Source organism: Rickettsiella grylli (genome assembly GCF_000168295.1).
Lineage (GTDB): Bacteria > Pseudomonadota > Gammaproteobacteria > Diplorickettsiales > Diplorickettsiaceae > Aquirickettsiella > Aquirickettsiella grylli.
This window is the reverse complement of sequence record NZ_AAQJ02000001.1, coordinates 194,171-211,861: the sequence shown is the minus strand read 5'-3', so window position 1 is coordinate 211,861 and position 17,691 is coordinate 194,171. Positions and strand designations below refer to the sequence as shown.

14 protein-coding genes and 1 tRNA gene are annotated in these 17,691 nt (G+C 34.2%); 5 read left to right on the top strand and 10 right to left on the bottom strand.

Features of this window, described 5'->3' with window-relative positions; genetic code table 11:
- Nucleotides 1-6 precede the first annotated feature (6 nt).
- The 6 genes from RICGR_RS00970 to RICGR_RS00955 form a co-directional block, all read right to left on the bottom strand.
- Nucleotides 7-765 carry a phytanoyl-CoA dioxygenase family protein gene (locus RICGR_RS00970; RefSeq protein WP_006035881.1) on the bottom strand — a complete coding sequence of 253 codons (759 nt, stop codon included), beginning with the start codon at nucleotides 763-765 and terminating at the stop codon, nucleotides 7-9.
- A 294-nt stretch (nucleotides 766-1,059) separates the two neighbouring features.
- The gene (locus RICGR_RS08105; RefSeq protein WP_420806099.1) at nucleotides 1,060-1,473 is read right to left on the bottom strand and encodes a group II intron maturase-specific domain-containing protein; all 414 of its coding nucleotides are present in this window, start codon (nucleotides 1,471-1,473) and stop codon (nucleotides 1,060-1,062) included.
- Nucleotides 1,474-1,533: 60 nt separating this feature from the next.
- Entirely contained in the window at nucleotides 1,534-1,830 is a 297-nt protein-coding gene (locus RICGR_RS00965) for an integrase core domain-containing protein (RefSeq protein WP_240992173.1), read from the bottom strand.
- Between the two features lie 21 nt (nucleotides 1,831-1,851).
- Nucleotides 1,852-1,998 carry a hypothetical protein gene (locus RICGR_RS07820; RefSeq protein ID WP_240992172.1) on the bottom strand — a complete coding sequence of 49 codons (147 nt, stop codon included), beginning with the start codon at nucleotides 1,996-1,998 and terminating at the stop codon, nucleotides 1,852-1,854.
- 166 nt (nucleotides 1,999-2,164) lie between these two features.
- Nucleotides 2,165-2,377, bottom strand: coding sequence for a hypothetical protein (locus RICGR_RS00960; protein WP_040615070.1), 213 nt, complete (start codon nucleotides 2,375-2,377; stop codon nucleotides 2,165-2,167).
- On the bottom strand, nucleotides 2,352-2,627 hold the full coding sequence (locus RICGR_RS00955) for a transposase (RefSeq protein WP_006034714.1): 276 nt from the start codon (nucleotides 2,625-2,627) through the stop codon (nucleotides 2,352-2,354). Before RICGR_RS00955 ends, RICGR_RS00960 begins: the two co-directional genes overlap by 26 nt.
- 830 nt (nucleotides 2,628-3,457) lie before the next feature.
- Between RICGR_RS00955 and RICGR_RS00950 the strand changes: the two genes are divergently transcribed.
- Nucleotides 3,458-4,333, top strand: coding sequence for a DUF4351 domain-containing protein (locus RICGR_RS00950; RefSeq protein ID WP_006034886.1), 876 nt, complete (start codon nucleotides 3,458-3,460; stop codon nucleotides 4,331-4,333).
- Nucleotides 4,334-4,346: 13 nt separating this feature from the next.
- Here the strand turns inward: RICGR_RS00950 and RICGR_RS00945 are convergent, their stop codons facing one another.
- Nucleotides 4,347-4,607 (bottom strand): P-loop NTPase family protein, encoded by a 261-nt coding sequence (locus RICGR_RS00945; RefSeq protein WP_040615068.1) that lies wholly within the window; start codon nucleotides 4,605-4,607, stop codon nucleotides 4,347-4,349.
- Nucleotides 4,608-4,849: 242 nt separating this feature from the next.
- Here RICGR_RS00945 and RICGR_RS00940 point away from each other — a divergent pair.
- Nucleotides 4,850-4,926, top strand: a tRNA-Arg gene (locus tag RICGR_RS00940).
- Between the two features lie 403 nt (nucleotides 4,927-5,329).
- Here RICGR_RS00940 and RICGR_RS00935 read toward each other — a convergent pair.
- Nucleotides 5,330-6,034: a beta/gamma crystallin domain-containing protein gene (locus RICGR_RS00935; protein ID WP_006034688.1), complete on the bottom strand. Its 705-nt coding sequence runs from the start codon at nucleotides 6,032-6,034 to the stop codon at nucleotides 5,330-5,332.
- A 428-nt stretch (nucleotides 6,035-6,462) separates the two neighbouring features.
- Here RICGR_RS00935 and RICGR_RS00930 point away from each other — a divergent pair, with 428 nt between their 5' ends.
- The 3 genes from RICGR_RS00930 (at nucleotide 6,463) to RICGR_RS00920 (ending at nucleotide 15,586) form a co-directional block, all read left to right on the top strand.
- Complete coding sequence (locus RICGR_RS00930) at nucleotides 6,463-13,704, top strand: NB-ARC domain-containing protein (protein ID WP_006035667.1); 7,242 nt, start codon at nucleotides 6,463-6,465, stop codon at nucleotides 13,702-13,704.
- Nucleotides 13,705-13,822: 118 nt separating this feature from the next.
- Nucleotides 13,823-14,785: a hypothetical protein gene (locus tag RICGR_RS00925; protein WP_006035623.1), complete on the top strand. Its 963-nt coding sequence runs from the start codon at nucleotides 13,823-13,825 to the stop codon at nucleotides 14,783-14,785.
- Between the two features lie 138 nt (nucleotides 14,786-14,923).
- A complete protein-coding gene (locus RICGR_RS00920) occupies nucleotides 14,924-15,586 on the top strand; it encodes an HAD family hydrolase (RefSeq protein ID WP_006035462.1) in 663 nt (220 codons plus the stop codon).
- Here the strand turns inward: RICGR_RS00920 and RICGR_RS00915 are convergent.
- Nucleotides 15,578-16,258, bottom strand: coding sequence for a riboflavin synthase (locus tag RICGR_RS00915; RefSeq protein WP_006035856.1), 681 nt, complete (start codon nucleotides 16,256-16,258; stop codon nucleotides 15,578-15,580). The two genes, RICGR_RS00920 and RICGR_RS00915, sit on opposite strands and share 9 nt — an antisense overlap.
- Before the next feature lie 7 nt (nucleotides 16,259-16,265).
- A complete protein-coding gene (waaA, locus tag RICGR_RS00910; RefSeq protein ID WP_006036016.1) occupies nucleotides 16,266-17,537 on the bottom strand; it encodes a lipid IV(A) 3-deoxy-D-manno-octulosonic acid transferase in 1,272 nt (423 codons plus the stop codon).
- Between the last annotated feature and the right edge of the window lie 154 nt (nucleotides 17,538-17,691).

The window sequence follows — 17,691 nt, the reverse complement described above, 5'->3', positions numbered from 1 at the left end:
AACAAGCTAATTATCGGTATTTAAGTTAGAAAAGAGTGGCTGCAACATTGAATTAATATTTTTTATTTTTATGGCATCATATTCTGTCACTGGATGCAATGGGGCAGCCCATCTTGGTCGATAGGTCATTGCTAAAACGCGTCTACTCATTTTAGTTTTGTTTGGACCCACTCCATGGAATACTTTTGTATTCAATATCACAAGATCTCCCGCTTTGCGGGTGACTTCAATATACCCTTTGGGCGGATGAACAAATTCAGTAGAAGGTCTTAGTGATTTATTTAGAGAATTGTGTGATCTTGGAAGCACCCATAGCGGGGCTTTATCTGGTGTGAGATCATCAAGGTAATAGAGTATTCGAATAGCAACTGGATTACTTGGTCTATAAAGGTTGTTAGAATAGGGATCGTAATCAGTATGCATAGGAATTCCAGGATACCCTGGTTTACAACTCGCATAGGTGCAACTTATACAAATAAGCGCATCACCCGTCCATTCTTTTAACGACTTAACGGCTACTCCTGAATGAATAAGCTCATGTATAGTAGGACAATTTTCAAACATCAGGTCATGAATCATAAAACGCGTGTCGTTCATCACTACATGCGAATATTGACTCAAGAATTTAACGGTATAAAATTTTTCGATTTTGGTTAATTCTTTTTTAATTTTTAGCAGAGTGTTTCTAGATAATTTATTAGAAGGAAGACAAAAGCCATCGATTTGAAACTTGTTAAGTAACTCGTTTTTTGTTGCAATTTCCATGCAATGCCTCTAAGAGTAAGTTTAAAACTTTCAGTGGTAGAATTAATCTTCTATAAGTCGCTTTATCAATATTTAAGTGATGAGAATTGATTTTAAAAAATTGATATTTTAAATAAGCTTTCCTGATTATAATAATATTGAACTAATTTTATGGGAAGATCTATCTGCTAAATTCAGTTTATCGAATTTTAGTATTAAAAAAATCCATGTCGAGTAAGAGAGGGCCATTACTGACCCTCCCTCCTCTCAGAACCGAACAGGCAAGTTACCCTGCATTCGGCTCAAGCAGTTTGCTTACTTACAGAGTCTTTTACGTTTCTTCCAGTAATACCGTAGTGCAGGGTTGTCTGGTGAGGCATTGCCTTTTACCAGCACATGTCGCTTGATCGAAATCCAGGATAATTTTAACAGGTAACGACCCGAAATCTTATCGTTGAACACCCATCGGTCTTTTCGTCCTGGTATTTGTCCCCAATAACGTGTGTATCGCCATCGCCAGTTTTTATTGGGATGACGTCTTAACACAAAACGCTTCTGCTTGATCCACATCCATTGATCAAGTGACGCGAATGTCTTTGTTGCTACACCGCTCCGAAAGTAATAACTCCAACCCCGTATTATAGGATTAAGGAAGCTAATTACTGATTGGATAGACCAAGCTTGCACACGTTTTAAAGCGTGTCTGACAAGATGACGAAAGTGTTGTATTGAAGACTTTGATGGCTTTGCTAGAAATATATTGTAAACCTCCCAAACTTCCCCCAGTTTTTAAATAGAGTAGTTTTTGTTTAGGGATTGAAAATAGTATAGGGGTGTTTGATTATTTAAAGCTTCATGGGGTCTTTCCTCGTTGTAATGTTTAAGCCAGTTATCAGTTATGTTCTGTATTTCTTGTATATTTCGAAATAAATACCTATCTAAAACAGCTTCACGATAAGTTCGGTTAAATCTTTCGATAAATGCATTCTGTGCGGGTTTTCCAGGTTGGATATATTGAATTTCAATCCCCTGTATTTTCGCCCATTGCTGGAAGTGACGTGAAATATTTTCTGGGCCGTTATCCACTCGAATACGCTGAGGGTAGCCCTATTTCATGGCGAGTTGATCCAACCATCGGGTAATCCGCTTGGAAGGTAAACCATAAGCCACTAATATTCCTAATCCACCGCGATGATAATCATCAATGATATTTGCTGTACGAATGCGTCGCCCATTGACTAAAGCGTCGCTCATGTCGTCTAACGACCAGCATTGATTGATACCCTCAGGTTGCTGTAATTTAATAGCGGTTCGAGGGGCTAAACGCTTTTTTGGTTTTATCTTTAAATTAAGCTTTAATTCACAGTAAATTCGATAAACTCGTTTATGATTAAAGGGATAATTTTTAAGCCGAATTAAATTAAATAATTTCCCAAATCCGTAGGTATTCAGCAGAATAATTTTTTAATAATGACTCAATCATTTGGTCACCTGATTTTTTCTTAGGTTTATAACGATAAGTTTTACGATCCATCGTGATAACACGACACGCTTGACTGATGCTCACGCTATAGTTAACTATCAACTCATCTACGATTTCACGCCGCTCAGATCCACGTGGTACTTTTTTCAAGCACTTCCTTAAGTAACTCATGATCCCTACTCAAGGTCGCATACATTTTTTTTAAACGGGTATTTTCATCTTCTAGCTGACGTAGGCGCTTCAATTCCGATAGCTCCATATCCCCGTATTTTGTTTGCCACGTATAAATTGTGCTTTCTCCAATTCCATATTTACGGGCTAATTCAACCGCTGGAACTCCCGCTCCATACTCTTTCAGCACGGTGATAATTTGTGATTCACTAAACTTTTTCTTCTTCATTTGTTAACTCTCCTGGTCAGTAATTTACCAAAAAACTCTATTTAATGGTTGGGGTATTTTACGGGAGGGTTACCAGTGGATTGCCATTCATCACGTAATTTTTTCTGTAAAGTTAAAGGATTACCTGAGAAATTTATAGATTTTTTCAGTTTTCCAGCAAGAGATAACAAATTTGAATGACTAGGTTTAGGCGGTAGATTTGAGGCAATTCCTGGATAAATTCACTTACTGCGCTGGCGTCCTATGTCAGCGCAGCGAAAAGTTAAGGAATCAAAAATCTTTATTGATTGGTAACATTATGCAGGAGGTATCTCATGCCTAATACCTCTACAGATAAAATACATTGTAAAATGGTACCAACTGTATCAAATCAATTTTTTCAAGTGGAGGATTACATAGAACGACAAACACTACTATTAGAATTCCCTCAAAAAGGCCAAAGCACAAGCTTGCATCACGCTCAGTGATGATTTTCTGGATTATGATACTAACATTATCCATTACTACTTATGGGCCTTAAGTGATAGTTTAGAATTAACTACTACTATGCTCGAAAATTTAATTGATGATTTTGTAGAAATCAAAAAAATGTATCTTATAAATTATTTAAATAGCGTTTAAATTTTTAATGAGAAAAATAAATTTAAAAATTATTTACTAGACTGACAAACAAAATAACAGATATAATATTATCTGTTTTGGGCAAGTAGATAACAATAAGGAACTACCATGTCTTTTGTTGACACTGAATGTGAAATTAAAACCAAGACAAAAACTGAAAACGAAACAGGCTCCCACCCAGTGAGAGTGATGCCGCCTGGAAGAGTATTTTGGACCCTTACTTCCAACACGCCATGGCGTTTTTGTATCCACATTTACATGAAAAAATTGATTGGTCTTTTGGTTACCACGCCTTAGAGAATGAGTTGCAAGCAATTACTGCTAAAGCTGCCGTTGGTAAGCAACTAGTTGATAAATTAATGCAAGTTCATTCTTGTATGGGCCAGAGTTTAGTTCATCTGGAAATTCAAGGATCTCGTCAAGCCGATTTCCCTGAACGAGTCTATGACTACTACAGTCGACTCCGTTTACATTACAAACAGCCGATTATCGTATTAGTGATTTTGACTGATGATAATTCAAAATGGAGACCAGAACACTATCGAAACACAATGTGGGATCAACTCATCGTTGATTTTCGCTTTTATCCAGTGAAACTGCTCGATTATCGTAACAAAAAACAGCTGTTAATAGAGAGTAAGAATCCCGTTGCCTGGATGATATTAGTGCAACTAGCAGCAACAGAAACCCATCAGAATCCTGATAAACGCTTCCATCAAAAAAATAGATTGATGTGTCTTCTCTATGATCGAAGTTATCCGCGTAAGGCGATTATTGAGCTGTATACCTTTAGTGACCGAATTCTTCCTTTGCCGGAAGCCCTAGAAATTAGTTATAATGAGCAAATTAAGCAATTTGAAGAGGAATACAATATGCGCTATGTGACCAGCATTGAACGTCAAGGCATCAAACAAGGAATGCAGCAAGGAGAGTGTGTCATGCTGCAACGTCAATTGCAACGTAAATTTAAGCAGATACCGCAACGCTATCTGGATAAACTACAACAAGCTGATTCTGAAGCTTTACTCCGATGGAGTGAAACCATTTTAGAAGCTAGAAGCTTAGCTGATGTCTTTGAAGAGTAATGCTCACGTTAGCTTATTTGGTATCAAAATAAATCTCTGCTATCTCTACAAATCGTTTCGAGTTAGTGCTACGCTTTAATTGGATAACAATTGGAATAATCGATTGAATATAAGTCCGTAGTTTTTCTTCAGTCGAATTTGAACCGGCTTGTTGCATCATAAATACGAGTTGATCAAAACAACCTGCCGGTGTGTCAGCATGCACCGTACTGATGCTTTCCGGATGGCCACTGTTTGCTGCTCTCAGAAATGACCATGCTTCCGCACCGTGCAATTCAGATGCAGTATCCTATCGGCTCTTGACTTCGTCTAAATTTCGACGAAGTTCTAGATCAGATCGTTCACCTTGGGGATTTCCTAAACATTTTTTTGTAGCAATTCCGATAGCTGCACGCTCACAGATTAAAGCAGCAGGGAGAATTGTTACAAATTCCCTACATCACTATCAAATTGCTTCAGCAGGAGGCTAGCTGGATGGGTGATAAACTGTTAGAATGCCGGGCTTCTTAGGGTTATGCGCCCGTAGCTCAGTTGGATAGAGTACCAGGCTTCGAACTTGGTGGTCGGGAGTTCGAATCTCTCCGGGCGCGCCACTAAAATCAAACACTTACATCGTTTTTAAAAAGTTTCAAAAAGTTCTTGCGCGACTTTTGCGCGACTTAGAAACTTATGCAGCCCTCCTTAGTACCGTTAAGGTAGGTTTATGGCTATCTGAGTCACAAACTTTATTGGCTGCTTGAATTAAGTTAATTAATTCGACTTGCGAATAGTGAGTTGTAATTCGTCCATTTTTATGCCCTAGCAAATCTTGTCTACTCATCTTACCACGAAGCTTCTCCTGAATATTTTTGTAAATTTTCCCAATAGCTTTTCCTGAAGCTAAAATCTCCTTGATTTTTTTGTGCCGCCATCTGCATCAAAACTAGAATAAAAATAACTCCTCTAGTAACTTTCTTTCTCGCCTCGAGCATTCAATTAAAACCGCTGTGAATCACATTATAAATCATTATCGTCGTTCCATATAAAGTTTACTAATCGACCTGAGCTAGGAAATGTTAAATCTCCATAATTATAATCAGCGTATTTCTTTATTTTTACTATTTTAACATTTGAGTTTCTCTTACTGTCTGCAAGATAAACTGAAATTAACGCACCTATATCTTCGTATACTCCATCGTTTCTTCTAACATATAGGCCTACAGTTGCTGGAAGATTTTCTGTATTACTTTCATCTAATATGGTGAAAACTCGAGGAAGATTGGGATTTTCTCCTGAAGCGGGATTTGGGTTAGGGATTGTTACACCATCACCTGTTGGGTTAAAATTACTAGTTTTCAGAATTATACTGCGGTCTTCTTTTGTTTTATCCAAAAAGTTAGCTCGGACGACATATTTTCCTTCTTTCTGCAAAACAATAAAGCTACTGAGTCCACTTCCAGGACCACCTAAGGCTATACTTGAAACATCTTTATTAGTCTCTTGTGTAGGTCCGGAAAAACCATCATCCCTAATGAGAGTTACTTGTGCCGCTGAACCCACTTTTACAGAGTAAAGCTGATCATTTAGCGGGTTAAAATTTTTATAAAGGTCAATATTATCTCCTATGATGGCAGAATAAGCATTTCCAGTATAGTTTTTTTCTGTGAAAAGAATAATTTCATTCACATCGGGAGTGATTTTAGTTGTGGGTTTAAATGCCATGTTTATCTCCTGATAATTTAATAATTTAGTATTCATACAGTTAAAGTATAAGTTGAAAAAGAAAATAAAAAAAATACAAAATGTCCTGTAAAAATAGTGATTTTCCTATTGAATACAACATTTATAATGAGTTTTTTCGTTCGTGCAATGGATCATGCTGATATTCTTTTTGTGAATTTATGTAGCATATTCTATATTTTTTTATTGTATGTCCTGTAAATACTAAACCCCATGATGAACTTTAAAAAATTTCGATATCACTCCAATAAATATCTCTTTGTAGCTGAAATTAACCAACTTTAACTATCGCCTAGATTTTTATTTAGTCAATTAATTATTCGTGTATTTTAACTGAATACTTTATATTATTAAAATAATAGTTTATCCTTGGTATGCTACATAATAAATAAATGGAAAAGGAATAATAAATGGAAATCGAAAAAAAAGGAAATTCAAATGTTAAGCGCTTAACAAAAATAGAGTCTTTCAATACGATTTATTTAAAGACTAATAAAGTAAACACAACGACGCTTTCGCCAGAATCAACTCTAAATCCTTTCAATAACATTTACGTTAATCCAAAAAAATTACTTAAATTACGCGTTAAACGTTTTGATCATGATGAAACGCTTGTCACAGCAACATTAAAAAAAAATTTTAATTATTGGTTAACTCAAAAAGATATTGTGGACATTGCCCAAATAGAATATAACTATTTTGGCGGAGTTCCAGGAACTCCCATTCAATTTGAAGTCATCGGGTCCCTTACCCATTTTTCGCGTGCTTTAGAAGCATTTATAGAAAAAATTACGGCAACTCATTATCCCAGCGCTCGACTGACTCTCATTATTAATTTAAATAATAATCATTGGGTCAGTTTAGTTATTTCTTATCAAGCTGAAAATTTTGTGGGTTATTTTTCCGACTCAAAAAATAATTTTCTTCCAGAAGAATATGCTCAAATATCAAATAAATTACACATCGCTTTAGTTAATTTAAGCCCAGGATTTATTCAGCAGCAAGATGGTTTTAATTGTGGTTTATGGGCGCTCGAAAATGCTTATGATCTTAACCAAATGATTGATCAAAATCAATCGATTCATTGGGTTATTAATACATTGAAACGCCCTCGCAATACTCAATATTTTATTGGAAAAAGAATATATTTTTCTGAAAAATTGACAAATCAACCCGTTTTTAATAAAAACAATTGGTCGCCTTTTCAAGATCCGAATATGCTCATAGAATTTTCACCTCAGTCTACTTCTTTATCCAGTAATTTTAATCCTAAACGAATAAAAACGTTACCCGATCACGATAAAAAAGAAAAAGTAAATTTTTTATTATCACATTATGTAGAAACCTTTATGAGTTTTTTCACAAAAGAGTTAGGTAATTATCATCTACTTGCTAAAAATCGTTTATTAACGGAGGACGCATTAAAAGCCGAATTAAAAACAGGATTAACCGGTGCATTGGTGGGCATAACGATTGCTCAAAGTCTTATGGGCTCCATTCCTTCATTAACCGCTTCGGCGAGATCAATGAGTAGTAAATATTACGGATCAGAAAATAAAATATTAAAAATTACTCGAATTTTTTCAGAAGTAAGACCTGAGACATTAAGTATTATGCTGGCTGAAGCAGCTGTTGACATTTTTTACAGCTTAGAATCTCAGTTTATGCAAATAACCGACAAGGCCGGTGAAAAGATAGCCATTGAAAAACTAGCTGAAGACGCTGTAGGTCGAGTGTTTAATGCGCTCAATGATAATTTTGAGTTTAATAGGCCTATTTCCAAGGAACTCATCGAAGTGAGTATATTGATAGGCCCATCAGAAAAATATTTTAAACCCAATATTAAAAAAGCAAGATTGAAAGTTCCAGGATATACATTAAAAAATAAATTTAATATTGATATTAATACAAGTGATTTATATGAAAAAACAGATTTAATTAATTTCGAAACCGATAATTTGGGTCATAAATTTTATGTGAAGTGGAAATATCCCGGTAATCAATTTGGATACCGGCGATTATTGTATTGGGAAAAAGATAGTCATGGCCTCTTAAAAGAAAATTATAAGCGTTTTTATCAGGTGGATCTTCGAACTATTCAAGCTAAACAACTAGATCCACTTATTTCAACAAAATATAACTATATTCTAAAAAATATAGAGGAAAATCAAGCGGAAGCACAACGCATTCTCAATAAAATTAGTACGCGTTATTCTTCTGTAGTTTCTATTCAGCATACAGAAAAAAAACCTATTTATTTTAATTTACGAAGTCCAGTAAAAAATTTTAGCGGTAGAATCGAAATACTTAAACAATTGCATGATATCTTAATGTCGGAAAGAAAACCTGCCATTGTGTCTTCGTATTCTCAACTTTCTATTTCGCCTGGATTTCATTCGACAGATGATCTTTCTTTATCACACGGTTCAAGTGGCTCCCAACTGTCAATTAGTGGCTTAGGGGGAATAGGAAAAACCCAATTAGCGTTACGCTACGCTGAACTTTATGCAGAACATTACGATCATAATGTTTTATGGATTGACGCGGAAACGAAAGAAAACTTAATCTCTTCATTTCATCAACTTGCAAAAAAGTTAACGATTGCTATTCACGATCAATATGATCAAAAAAAAGATATACACGAAATTATCGAAGAAATTTATGATTATTTTTCGGATAGAAAAAGTTTATTTATTTTTGATAATGTTGACGATTATGAAATGATTAACGCTTATTTACCAAAACCACGGCCTGATAATAAGCCGACTGTGTTAATGACCTCACGTTTTAGTCACTGGGAAGGAGTCGCTAACGTGCTTAAACTTAAGCTTTTTACTGAACATGAAGCTGAAGAATTGATTAAAAAATCATTCCATCTTCAAAAAATTTTTGGACCCATCCATGTAAAAACATTAAATGATTTACTTCAAGGTTTACCTTTAGCTTTACAACAAGCACTTGCTTATATCAAATTGAGAAGAATAACCGATCCAACTTTTTCGTTTGATGACTATATAACACTCTATAAAGAAAAAATGGATGAATTATTAACGTTTGATTTTTCACACTATTCCAATGACCCTTATGTCAAAACAATTTTTACAACCTGGAGCATTACATTAGAAAAAATAAAACAAGCTGAATTTGGTGAGGAAGCAATAACTATTTTAACAATTATGGCCTATTTATGGCCTGATCATATTTCAACACATAAACTCCATTATTTTTGTTATTCCGTCAAAAATTTGAATAGAGATGCCTTAAATAAAAGTATGTATTTACTAACAAGCTATTCCATGATTAGTTTTGATAGAGACACACAACAGTCCATTACTGAAAACACACAGTATTCAATTCATCGACTTGTTCAAGAAGTTTTAAGATTTAAACTAGAACAGAATCCAACTCAGTTTCAATCTATAGTAATTAAAATTAATTTAATCATGCTTCAATGGGAAAAATATTTTAAAAAAAGCAAAGAAAGAATTTTTCATTCTCTTCATTTTCTTATCAATATATTAGAGCATAAAGAATTAATTACTGACGCTGTATATAAATATCCAGAAAAAAGGTTATTTCAGCTTTTAATAGTAACCCAAGGAAGATATTGTGATGTTTTAATGGACCTCGCTTATAGAAAATTAACTACAAAAAAATTTTTAGAATTTTTAGGGACTGCAACGGCTTACTATATCAAAGAAGGGGTCCATTATATATTAAATGATATATTTTCATATATTGATAATAAACAGCGTACAGGAATTTTTTCTGAAATAGATATTCATTTTTTTTTAAATTACTATAATTCTTTAACTCATCCTGTATTTAAATTAAAAAAACTGTCGACTGTTCCTTCAAAAAAAGCGAATCAACTTTACGCAAAAAGTTTATTCTCTCGATTTCAGGAAACAATAGTGGAAAATGTTTGGAAATTGAATTGCCCTGTGCATACTTTAAAACGAAGTATTTGTTCGTTTGAGACTCAAAAAAAATTTAAAGAAATTAAAAAACAACAGCTTCAATCTCATTTAAAGAAAATAAATCAGGTATCTCGCTATGTCAGTTCAGGCATGATGACCAAAGATATTTTATCGGCTTTGTCTCAAGGTCATTTTGATGAAGTTGCTATTAACTTTGGATTAATAAGCAGTAGTATTTTTTTGGGAACCTTATCGAACAGCTTACTGACTGAAGGAAAAAAATTAGCTTCGGGCATCCATTTATTTGAAACCTATTTAGGTCTGGAGAATAAAAATATACTTCATATGTTGTCGAATAAAGACGTCTTATTGAGCGTGAAAAGGAAATTTTTAGGCAAAGCAATGCAAATGGCTTCGCCTTTTGTTGCGAAAGCCACCTCAATTTATTTTGCTTATAATCTTAACAATGAAATAGACGCTTATAAAATGGGAAATAAAGAGATTCTTCCGAATATTATTTCCAATAGTATTATTGTGAGCATTGACGGCATCGAAGCCACTATCGAGGGCGCTGAATTTTTTGGGATCATTACTGGCTTATCGGCTGTCACCGGTCCGCTTGGAGAAGGCATTGCTTTACTTGCGTGGTTGGGTGCTGAAGGCTATGCCACCAAACAGCACGTCGAAGCCATTGAGAAATATGTACATCTTTCAAGAAGTGAAAAATTTTTTGAATTTTTATTAGGTCTACTCCACCAAGATCCTTTAGAATATGTACAACTTAAAGCTCAAAATGGGCAGCTGCTAAGCCAAGCAATTCATTTTTTAAAAAATAATACCGCTATTCAGTGGTATATTTTCTCTGCACTCAGTTTTGAAGAAGATCGATGTAATATTCGTAAAGTTTATTTAGATAGAAAAATAAATTTTACGCTTGAAGAGAGTAATCCAGATCAACCCGATGAGGGTAATTTATTTTGCAAAGTCGCAGCCCCGCCTCCCTTTGACTCTAAAAATGCAAAAACGACGAGCTATGTCTGCCACAAAGCCTTAGGCGCTACTTATACGTTAAATAGAACCGGAAATATGACGTTAGTCGATTTAGGTGAAGGCGAGGACGAAGTCATTGCCTTTCGACACTCTCCGAATCTATTTATGGTGAACAATGGTAAAAAACAATACGTAGGCGGTGATTTTGGCAATATCTTTGATTTGCAAGGAACGTCTATCACGGGCCAACTGCAAGGAGGTAGAGGAACGGATATCCTTCTTTTAGATCATTTTTATCCTGAAAACAGTCATTATGTGTTGCTTGATGCCGATAGATTTTTATGCGGGAAAAATAACCTTATACAATCGGTTCCATCCTTTTGTTCTTCGGATGAGCGTAGAATCCAAATCAATTTTATCAATAAAATTTATGGACGAAAAAATAAATCAGATAGTTTCTATCTCAATCAACATATTTGTTTTATCGACGGCTATGGCGGGGAAAACCAAGACTATCCGGATAGTTTTTTTATCACAGACAATGCCTCTAAAAATCTAACTATTGTATTAAGAAATAATACATTCATCTCCGTTTTACCCGATTCAAAAATAAGCGCGATAGATTATCGAATTCCTTCTGGAGAAATAGGTCACTCACAGATTCAGTATTATTTTGAATCCGCTACTCGGCATCAGCTATTTTTTGAAACTTCTTTTCAGGATATCAATACACTAACATTTGAAAATAATACTGCCTTTGTTTCGGTACGCGTTCATAACGCAATGGATAAAAAAACATTTTCAATTGTTTTTTTAATTAATATAAGTAATTCTGATAGTCATAAAACAAAAAATAGCGATCAGTTTTACAAAAAAATCTATTTTCGTTTTAACGATCTAAAAATAACATTAACGAATAGTAACTGTTTATATGGACAAGAAACTTTAGATAACCCTAACACGTTAGATGAAAAAATTAGCTTATATAGCACATTAGCCACGCGTTTAGAAAAATCTTTTTCTATACAATTAATAAATAATGCAACATTATCTATTGGACAAAAAAATAAACATGAAATTTTTTATATCAACAGTGCCTATGAAAGTCATCTCGTAGGGAATGGGGGTGAAAATGTGTATACCCTTTTAGCTAACAACAACACACGATTTCCACTGCCTAAAATGACTTTGTACGATATTCCAGATAAAGATTCAAATGAGTTTATTGAACTTATTAATAGCTTAGATTTACGTAAAATTATAAAGAAATATAAGCAAATTTACTCCGATGCAGTCATTACTTCTCATGTCGTTGCTTCTGAAAATGACTTGATCTTAACCGTCAGTAATGCGGTCTATTTTAATACCGTTGCATATCCTAATGATACAACCTCTTTTCTGCCTTGGATAACCATTCAACTAAAAAATGCATTACTCAATGATACGAATTGGTATCAGAGAATCCATGTTTTCTTAGACAATAACCCCAAAAATATAGTCCCTCTTAAAAATAATTTTTGGGCGTTAACTCGATCACCGCTTGTTTTTAGTGATGATAAAAAAATTATTTTCCTTACCCATTTTGATCTAGAAGACGAAACGATTGTTTATGTATTGAAAAACAGTGGAGACTTTTCTTTTTTTCGCCATGCGACAGACCTTATCTTAACGAATATTTTTACGTCCTCTATTGATTATTGGACAATAATCTATTATCAGTTCTATCAGGACAAGGCAATGAAAAGAAAAGCATTATCAGCCTATTTTAAATTTCTTAATCAAGAAATTTGTCTAAAAAATTATCAAAAAGAAATTGAACACGCTCCTTCATTTCAAAATTCATCTGAATTATTTTTAAATAATAAAAACGAAATAGAAACGCTTGACTATTTCAAATCCATTCAAGTAAGTCCCTCTTTTCAAGAAAATCAACAAACACAACGACACGCTCTATTACGCCATAAACGACATCTTATTCGTGAAGAAAAAATACTCGTAAATACCTATAAAAAAGCAATTAATGCTCAGAAAATACCTACTAAAAATAATGATTATTTGCAATCGCAAATTAATGAGGAAGATCGCATTTTAGCGATTGCGGACAATTATTTCAAAAAATATGATTACGCTGACTCTAAACGCACAGCCTATTACAATAAGTCAAAAATCAATATAAACCGAAAAAAAATTAAACAACAGAAAACAGGTTATTTTAAGGCTATTCAAGAAAAAAATGTGACGGTTATAAAACAAAATAACCATCATTTGACTCGATCGGAAAATAATAATTTTAATCGTAATAAAAAAAATACATTGGAATTAAAAAAAGTAAATAATCCACCGCATAAGTTACCGACTCATTCAAATTTATCTAAACTTAAAAAAGAAAGTTTCTTTAAAATCACTTCATTAAAAAAAGAAAAAATATCTACCACACAAAAATATTTAAGCGCTCCAGAAAACTTTACACCGACCATTAAAACAAACGCAATATCACGTCAATTAACTTATAAAAAAAATCAATCACGCTCAAAAAAATCGACTTTACATTCCTTATCTTCTTCTATTGAACAGCCTAATCTTCATAATACACTTGTATTCATTGATTTTATTGTTAACGCGTATAAAGGCGGATCGCTACCTATCTCTTACAATAAAAAAGCCGCTAAAATGATTAAAAAATCTGAAAAAATTAAAAATAAAATAAATACTAACGTTTTTGGCATAAGCAATTCTAACTGAAGTATTATCGTTAATTTCTAAGTCAGTGTATTTTATTAAAAAAATAAATACTAATAACTTTTTGATCCTATTTATGCTATGATTAGCTGCAATAATAATTATTTAATTTTCTAACACAATGCCTAATTCAACGCTAAAATTAATTTTTTCTACTCAAAGTTACAAAATTTTCGATACTCAATCGTTTGTCATCTGTGACGTTACTGACAAGCAAGATAAAGATTTTCATGTTCAGATTCGTTTCCTTCAAAAAGATTTACCTAAAATAAATTTAAGTTTTTTACTCACTAAATTAAAATCGCATATAACTAAACTAACAATCAATAATAAATTATTTTTTAAGGATGATAATAAAATAGCTTTTTTAAATGATTTAAAAAAACTCGATTTCGATTTAGATTTAACTGAGATCATTCACAATAAGTGTTTATATAAAATTAATAATAATCGACTCGTTAAAGAATATAATGAAAATCAAATCAACTTATTTTGTATTGATAGATTCTCTAATTATAGATTGGGCTATGAAATTCCTAAAACACTTTCAAAAGATTACAACCCTTTATGTTGTGCGCAATTTTACAACAAAAAACAATTAATAAAAAAAGTATATTTATTCCCCTTTAATGAAGCTTCATTGAAGCGCTCAACGTCGATACTTAAAAATAATAACTCTTATCAAGTCAGTTTAGAAATCCCTTATGTAGAATATTATCTCTCTTTATCAGAATTTAATACCGACTATAACAATGAAATTCAAACGCGGATTAATCTACAAGTTATTATTTCTGAAGCCCTTGTGCATCTTAGAAAACAAAATTATTTTCGGAAAAATGGATCAAGAAAAGCGGCGTTTTTTAACACGCTTGCTCAAGATATTGCAAACAATACATCTTTAGACGTTATCTCTAACCAATTAAACCACTATGATGTTTGGAGACTTCTCGCCCAACATAGAGATCCCTGGGGGTTTTTTTCATTTTTCAAAGGTAAAACTTACTCATTAATGACTTGGGAAGCATTAAGGGAAGAAATAGCACAATTTAACCGCGTTTCCTCTCCGCCAACACTTTCTCCTTAATGATTTAAAAAAAAATTCAGTCGACTCCTGTTGAAAAATAGTGCGTACTGTTTCATTTTCTTTACCTATTAAACTGATGAAGCTACACTTTTATGAGGCTTTATCGAAGCGTTATCTTTTTTACATGAATAGCCTGTTATGCATCACTATAAGTTACTTATTCTGGATTTTGATGGCACGCTTTGTGCAACACATGAAGCCATATTATTTTGCATCAAGCGTACCTATCAAACACTTCACATGACGATACCAAACCATAATTTCATTGATGAGACCATCCGCGCGGGTCTTGGTATGGAAAAAACGCTAAAAGTGTTGAGTCCCGATCTCACTCAACAACACATTGAACGTTTATTATTGACTTATGAAACTATTTATTTAACAGAAGGGGAAGACAAAAGTTTCCTTTTTCCTAACGTCGCTGAAACGTTAGCGGTGCTTTATGCAGCAAACTTTATTCTCACTGTCGTTAGCAACAAAGCGGTTAATGCGGTGAATATTGCTTTAACCCGTTTTCAGTTAAATAACTATATGGCTATCGTGGTTGGCGACACAAAAGCACTGAAAAAAAAACCCGATCCTATGGCTTATACGGATTATATCAAACCGAAATTTAAGCACATCAATCCAAAACAAATCTTAATGGTCGGTGATACACCTGCGGATTTACTTTTTGCAAAAAATATTGGAGCGAAATCCTGTTGGGCAGGCTATGGCTATGGTGATAAAAAAGCTTGCTTAGCACTCCACCCAACCTATATCATCAAACAGTTCGCTGATCTTTTAGCGATTTTATTCTAGGTTTATGTTTTTTTCGTTCATTATTTCTTTGAACTGTTTCTCAAGGTTTGTTAACCGCGCGTTTATATTCGAAAAATAATTTTGTATTGACTCAACGAGCATCATTGTTTTCATATCGGGTTCGATATTAACCTTATCACCGCAGTCTTTATTCGAAAAATTAGTTTTGCGCAATGTTTCTGGAATTAAATAAACCTCAAAACAATACTCTTTTTTATCGGTTAAACCGACCGTTAAGCTTGAACCATCGAGAGCAATATAGGCTTTCGGCTTAATAAAAGCAAAACACGCTTTTGAACAGTGGATAGTTAACGCTAAATTATTTTCAGAAATTTTTTTATCTATAATTTGACCTGTTTCAAAAATATGTCCGCTCAGCTCATGACCTCCCATTTCCTCACCATAACGCACACTTCTTTCTATACTCACCTTTCTTCCAACAAAAAGATCGTTTAATGTCGTTCGGGTTAACGTTTCTTGTATGGCATCAAAACTCACTTCAATCCCATTTATTGCGACAACGGTTTGACAAACACCATCAACCGCAATACTAGCGCCTACTTGCAAATCCTTGACCAGTTTTTCATTGAGTACCACGCAATAATGAAATAAATTTTTGTGTTTGATAACCGACTTCACCACAAATAAACCTTGTGTAATACCCGAATACATACTTCACCTATACTGTCATTAAATTTTCAATTAATTGCATTTGTTTTAACACGGATCCTTTATTTTCTTCGACAAATTTTTTTGCCTCTTGACCCATTTGACGACACTGCATAGGATTCGATAATAAGAAAATTACCTGTTCTGCGAGTTCTGTCACATCATTGACCTGTATTTCTGCATTTCGCTGTTTAAGTTGCTCCGTAATGGTTGAAAAATTAAATGTATAAGGTCCCGTTAAGATAGGCAACCCCACCGCAGCAGGCTCAAGAGGATTCTGACCTCCTTTTTTAACAAAGCTTCCACCCACAAAGGCAAGATCAGCGGAAGCATAAAAAGTAAATAATTCACCCATCGTATCGCCAATTAAAATATCCGTGTCACTCAAATCGAGTAGATAATGACTGCGTTTGCTCACACTATAATTTCGGCGGCGATAAAGTTGTTCTAGTTGAGCGGCGCGATCCACATGTCGAGGAACAGAAATTAATAATAGATCGGGGAAAAATTGACGCACGTGGCTAAACGCGCGAAGCACTAATGCTTCTTCACCCCCATGTGTACTCGCGGCAATCCAAACCAAACGATTTTCCCCCCATGTTTTACGAAGCGCTTGTGCTTTTTCAATTAAATTTGCCGGTAACGTTATATCAAATTTCAGACTCCCTGTAATATGTATTTTTTGAGAAGGGAATCCCAGATCAATAAAGCGATCGGCGTCCTTTTGAAATTGAGCCGCGATAACATTAATATTCTGCAACATGGCTCGCACGAGAGGACCAATACGTCGGTAGGAGTTGGCACTTTGTCTCGACAAACGGGCATTGATAAGCGCCACGGGCACTTTATAGCGCCTGCAGGCCGCAAGGAGATTGGGCCAAAGCTCTGTTTCCAACAAAATCAGTAATTGAGGCTGAAGTAATTTAAAAAAATTCTTTAAAATTAAGGGTAAATCATAAGGAAAATACAATTGAGTGACGCTATTTCCGAATACACGTCGAATACGCTCTGCGCCCGTTGCTGTCTCGTTCGTTACAATAATGGGAATGAATGGGTAACGATGCTGGATCTGCTTTATTAAGGGGATGGCGGTCAAGGACTCACCCACTGAAACCGCATGTACCCAAATACCACCGGGGGGAGGTAAAGGGCATCTTAGGCCTAAACCTAAGCGTTCATGCCAAAATTGCAGCCCTTGAGGATTTTTACGATTTTTTATCCATAAACGCACCAAAATAAAGGGTAAGGCTAAATAAAAAATGACTGTGTAAATGAACCGCATGACAACAACAAGATAATTATCTGGTTTTACTCGAGCTTATCGCTTATTCGACTTTAAGACAAGGTCATATCCTGTTAGTCTTTACCTCTTGGTAAAAAATATCCTATTACCTTTATTTTACCCTATTATTTTTTATTTTCTCAAAATAGAATCT